This is a genomic window from Streptacidiphilus anmyonensis (genome assembly GCF_000787855.1).
GTDB lineage: Bacteria > Actinomycetota > Actinomycetes > Streptomycetales > Streptomycetaceae > Streptacidiphilus > Streptacidiphilus anmyonensis.
In genome coordinates, this window is sequence record NZ_BBPQ01000142.1 from 1 (window position 1) to 4,205 (window position 4,205).

Sequence of the window (4,205 nt, forward strand, 5' to 3'; positions counted from 1 at the left end):
GCTCGCGCACGAAGAACGACGGGCCGCTGCCAGCTCGCCCAGGCAGTTGCCTCCGGCCGCACCGCTGTGGTGGGCCTGTCGTGCCGCCTGGTCGACGGCATCGCCCGCCCGGTCACCGCCCGCGGCCTAGAGGTGGCCGAGACCGCGTCCTGATCCTGGCTGTTCAGCGTTCCCGCAGGCTGGGGGCTCGACCTGGCGCAGCCGTCCGGCGCTGATGGCATCCGCCCGGATCGGGCCCGGCTGCTGCCTCAGCGGAACCCGACGTAGGACCGCGCCGCCATGGGTGTGGGCAACGGACAACCCATGCCGAGCCCGGACACAGACTGGATGGACCGCGGAGCGGCCGCCTACCTCCGGCCGCGCTCTTCGGTTAGGTCGCCGGTGTGGGTGCCGGTGACCAGGTAGACGACACGCTCGGCGACGGCGACGGCATGGTCGGCGAACCGTTCGTAGAAGCGGCCGGCCAAGGTGACGTCGACGGCGTCCTCGACGCTGTGCCGCCAGCGGTCGTCCAGCAGCCGCCGGAACAAAGCGCGGTGCAGATCGTCCATCACGTCGTCGTCGCCCTCCAGCTCGAGCGCGGTCTCGAGCTCGCGGGTGGCGATGACGTCGGCGGCCTTGGCCATCAGCCGCTGGGCGATGTGCCCCATCTCCAGCACGGTGGCGTGCAGCTCGCCCGGGACGGCGTGCTCGGGGAAGCGGCGCCGGGCCAGCTTCGCCACGTTCAAGGCCAGGTCTCCGGAACGCTCCAGTTCGGCGCTGATGCGCAGCGCGGTCACCACGGCACGCAGGTCGGTGGCGACCGGCTGCTGGCGTGCCAGGACCGTGACAGCCCGTTCCTCCAGGTCACGCTGCATCCGGTCGAGGCGGTCGTCGGCGGCGATCACGCTCTCCGCGAGCTGGAGGTCGGCATCCAGCAGCGCAGCTGTGGCGCGGCCGATCGCGGACGCGGCGAGCCGGGCCATCTCCTCCAGGCTGTCCGTGATCGCCGCGAGCTCGGCGTGGTACGTGTCGCGCATCCCGCTCCTGTCCCTGCCGTTGCAAGTGCCCGGACTGCTCCAGCCGGGGTGAAGGGCACAGCCCCCACGATTGGTGACATCGCACGCCTGGACACCATCCCAGAACTGTCCCCGCCGAGTCAGCCCTCATACACCGCACCGGGAAGGAAGCCGGCCTTTGGCCCGGAGGCGGGGCCCGGCCCGCCGGGTGCGCCCGCTGCCGGGCAACGTGCACGCCGCCGCTTTCCTCGATGGTGCAGCGGAGTACGAACCGCTCCGGCCGGCCGTCCATCACGCAGCCTGTGGTCGGGGTGTGTGCCCGGCCGCAGGCCGGAGCCGCCGCGCCGGGCCTCGGCCACAGCCAGGCAGCCGTCGACGGCTTTCAGGGCCTGGTCGACGGAGCAGGGCGCGGTCCCGTGTCCACGCGGCAGCGCGGCCAACGCGTCGAGTTCGTTCCTGGTCACAGCGCCTCCTCCGCCTCGCGGCATTCGGTCATGTGGCAGGTGTGGGGTTCGTCGAGGCTGCGCCGGAGGTGAAGCCTCGGTCCTCGAACAGCTCCCCGCTGGTCCCCAAGCGGTTCAAGGACAGGACGAGTATCGCCACGCCGCGGTGCCAGTGGTGACGAGATCGGTTATTGGCTCGCGGTCTCGGTGGACGGCTTCGCAGCGCGGACCCAGTCTTCGGTCTGCCGGGTCAGCCGCTGCAGGACGGAGCGGGCGAGGGCCAGGTCCTCCTCCGAGATGCCCGCGCCGATGACCTGGTGCGCGACGTCCGCCCGGGCGGTGATAGCGCCCAGGGCCCGCTGTCCGGCGTCGGTGAGGGCGAGCAGGGGTGAGGTGCGGTGGTCGGGGTTGTCCCGGAACTCCGCGAGGCCGTCGGCGACGAGGTTGCCGGCGATGCGCTGCACGCCCTGGCGGGCGACGCCGAGGCGGCGTGCGGCCCGGGCCACGGACTGAGGAGGCTCGCTGACGACGCTCATCAGCTGCCAGCGGGCCTGCGTCTGCCCCTCCGCTCCGGCCAGGAGCTCGCCCGAGCGGCGCAGCGCCCCCGCGGCCTCGAAGATGTCGGCCACAAGAAGTGGCAGTTCATCCGGCATGCCCGAAATCATCCCTTTCATCTAGACAACATGTTGTCATTCAGGCATCATGGTGTCATGCCGAGGTGTGCCGGAGCCACTGACACACCAGTCCCGAGCGCAACGGAGTCCCCCATGACGACCACCGACACTGTCAGCCGCCTGCAGGCCGCGCTGGAGCGCGGCGCGGCCGTCCGGCCGAAGGTCGGCGGCTTCCCCTACCTCGCCGAGAGCCTGCGCCAGGCCGGCGTCACCCACTGCCGCATGGCCGTCCCCGCGGGCGCCTTCCTGTACCTGACCCGCCACGGCAACGTCGTGGTCCAGGGCGAGCCCCTGGTCACCGGCTTCGCGGCCGCACCGCGGTTCGACGAGGCCGCCCTGGTCGCGGCCCTGCGCACCGACCAGGCCGGCGAGTCGACGTTCCCCGAGTTCGTCCGCGGCTGCTGGGACGCCGGGATCGTCTGGTACGAGGTCGACACCACCGCCCGCACCTGCACCTACCACGGCGCCGACGGCGACTCCTACACCGAGGACTACCCGCCCGTCACCCTCCCCTGACACCGGCACCAGGCACGACAGGCAGCAGCGAAGGAACAGCCACCATGAACGCCAAGAAGATGCTGATCAGCCTCATCCCCTGGGCGCTGTTCAGCGTGATCGTGCAGCGCCGAGGAGCCGACGCGGCCGGGTACGCGGCACTCGTGGCCGCGGCCGCGGCCACCTGGCTGATCATCAAGGACAAGGCCGCCGGCATCAGGATCATCGACGCGACCGGCGTGGCCACCTTCCTGCTCCTGGCCCTCGCCGCATTCGCCGGCGGCCACGACCTGCGGGTGCACATCACCGACTACGGCCGCGGCGCCTCCACACTGGCACTGGCGGTGGTCATGCTGGCCTCCGTACCCGTGCGGCCGTTCACCGAACAGTACGCACGGGAGACCGTCCCCCTTCAGCACCGGACATCGCCGATCTTCCGAGCCGTAAACCGGCGCATCAGCGCCGCCTGGGGCCTGGCCGTCCTCGCCATCGCCGGCCTCCACCTGCTCGCCGGACACCTCACCGCGGCCGGGACCGGCACCCAGACGACCAACCTCCTGCTCAACTGGGCGGCCCCCATCGGCCTCTCCCTCACTGCGATCGCCTACACCAACCACACCGCGAACCACGCCCCCACGGCCTCTTCGGCACCCCGCACCGAATGACCGCGCCGAAGGCCCTGCACAGCAGGACCGCGTGGCACGGGCAGCACCCCGAAGGCTTCCTGTCTCAGCCGATGACCGTCGGGGCCACCCTCGGCCCTGTGGTGATTTCTGACGCCCCGGGCGGCAAGAGAGCAATGCCCCTCCACGTGGTTGAGCTGCCCGAACAGGAGACCCGCGCAGCCCCTGTCGGGCTGCGCGGGTCCGGTCCGAATCTTCCGCACCGCACGGAAGTTTGCACTGCACCTTCCTCACATAACCTGACGGTGGATCGCCGCCACCGACGCCGGTGTCCGTAACGCCAGCTCCTCGATCAACCCCACCAGTTCGTCGGGGAACCGTCGCCGCTTCTTGTTCACGTGAGGAACCCGCGACAGAGCGTCCCCCCCATTACCTTCTTGGGTGGCCCCGCAACGGGGCGCCCGGCCTCCGGGTCCGGCATGACTGTCTCCCCCTGTCGAACGCATGGCCTGGGGGGGTGGTGTCACCGGCCCGGAGGCATCGACAGACCGCTGATGAGGGGCATGACCACCGGCTTGTCCGCAGGTCGGGAGGCTCTTTGTAATGTGGATGTGGCGATCGGTGCCGCGGGACGGCCGGGCGGGGACGACCGAAGGACGCGCGTGATCGACACCAGTGACATCGGAGTCTTCCTCGGCCTGGACGTCGGCAAGGGCGAACACCACGCCACCGCCGTCACCCCGGCCGGGAAGAAGGCGTTCGACAAGCGGCTGCCCAACAGCGAGCCCAGGCTGCGCGAGGTCTTCGGCAAGTTGCAGGCCAAGCACGGGACGGTGCTGGTCGTGGTCGACCAGCCCGCCTCCATCGGCGCCCTGCCGCTCGCGGTGGCACGGGACATGGGCTGCCCGGTCGCCTATCTGCCCGGCCTGACGATGCGCCGGATCGCCGACCTCTACCCGGGCGAGGCCAAGA

Annotated in this window: 5 protein-coding genes; 3 read left to right on the plus strand and 2 right to left on the minus strand. The window is 71.0% G+C overall.

Annotated elements, in window-relative coordinates; all coding sequences use genetic code 11:
• Positions 1 to 347: 347 nt before the first annotated feature.
• The gene (phoU, locus tag TR50_RS41975; protein WP_042435937.1) at positions 348 to 1,019 is read right to left on the minus strand and encodes a phosphate signaling complex protein PhoU; all 672 of its coding nucleotides are present in this window, start codon (positions 1,017 to 1,019) and stop codon (positions 348 to 350) included.
• A gap of 610 nt (positions 1,020 to 1,629) precedes the next feature.
• Complete coding sequence (locus TR50_RS41980; protein WP_042435940.1) at positions 1,630 to 2,094, minus strand: MarR family winged helix-turn-helix transcriptional regulator; 465 nt, start codon at positions 2,092 to 2,094, stop codon at positions 1,630 to 1,632.
• A 114-nt stretch (positions 2,095 to 2,208) separates the two neighbouring features.
• On the opposite strand from TR50_RS41980, the gene TR50_RS41985 reads away from it, so the two are divergent.
• From TR50_RS41985 to TR50_RS41995, 3 genes are all read left to right on the plus strand, one after another.
• Positions 2,209 to 2,631 (plus strand): DUF1398 family protein, encoded by a 423-nt coding sequence (locus tag TR50_RS41985; protein ID WP_042435943.1) that lies wholly within the window; start codon positions 2,209 to 2,211, stop codon positions 2,629 to 2,631.
• A gap of 44 nt (positions 2,632 to 2,675) precedes the next feature.
• Positions 2,676 to 3,275, plus strand: coding sequence for a hypothetical protein (locus TR50_RS41990; RefSeq protein WP_042435949.1), 600 nt, complete (start codon positions 2,676 to 2,678; stop codon positions 3,273 to 3,275).
• Positions 3,276 to 3,898: 623 nt separating this feature from the next.
• On the plus strand, positions 3,899 to 4,205 hold a 307-nt coding region (locus TR50_RS41995; RefSeq protein ID WP_439654290.1), incomplete at its 3' end, for an IS110 family transposase.

What these genes read in the sequence shown, in the direction of transcription:
- TR50_RS41980 (WP_042435940.1), bottom strand. Translation starts at nt 2,094, where the DNA reads ATGCCGGATGAACTGCCACTTCTTGTGGCCGACATCTTCGAGGCCGCG.
- TR50_RS41990 (WP_042435949.1), top strand. Translation starts at nt 2,676, where the DNA reads ATGAACGCCAAGAAGATGCTGATCAGCCTCATCCCCTGGGCGCTGTTC.
- phoU (WP_042435937.1), bottom strand. Translation starts at nt 1,019, where the DNA reads ATGCGCGACACGTACCACGCCGAGCTCGCGGCGATCACGGACAGCCTG.
- TR50_RS41985 (WP_042435943.1), top strand. Translation starts at nt 2,209, where the DNA reads ATGACGACCACCGACACTGTCAGCCGCCTGCAGGCCGCGCTGGAGCGC.